Origin of the sequence: Cupriavidus sp. DL-D2, from assembly GCF_039710735.1 — a bacterium.
Classification (GTDB): Bacteria; Pseudomonadota; Gammaproteobacteria; order Burkholderiales; family Burkholderiaceae; genus Cupriavidus.
This window is the reverse complement of record NZ_JBDKXK010000163.1, coordinates 1-329: the sequence shown is the minus strand read 5'-3', so window position 1 is coordinate 329 and position 329 is coordinate 1. Positions and strand designations below refer to the sequence as shown.

Below are 329 nucleotides of genomic sequence, written 5' to 3'. Positions count from 1 at the left end.
GGCGCAGGCGTGGCCGCCGCGATCGAGAAGATCGAAGCAAAGTAATCAGACAACTTGAATCAATTTTTCAGGAAAGGCTCATGTCGAACATCGTCCCCCAACAAAACGCTGAACAACTGGACGCGTCGCGCCGCAAGCTGCTTGTCAGCAGCACGGTCGGTGCCGCCGCCGCATCGGTGGTGTCCGTCGGCGCATTGGCCCCGTCCGCGGCCGAAGCCGCGCCCGCTGGCGGCCGTCATGCCCGCCAGGCTAGCTACGTCGTGACGAAGGACGGCACGCGGATTTTCTACAAGGACTGGGGCTCGGGCCGTCCGGTCGTCTTCTCGCAC

1 pseudogene is annotated in these 329 nt (G+C 63.8%); it reads left to right on the top strand.

From position 1 onward, the window contains the following. Positions 1-80: 80 nt before the first annotated feature. Positions 81-329: pseudogene (locus ABDB81_RS30490) on the top strand (alpha/beta hydrolase); the annotation flags it as partial.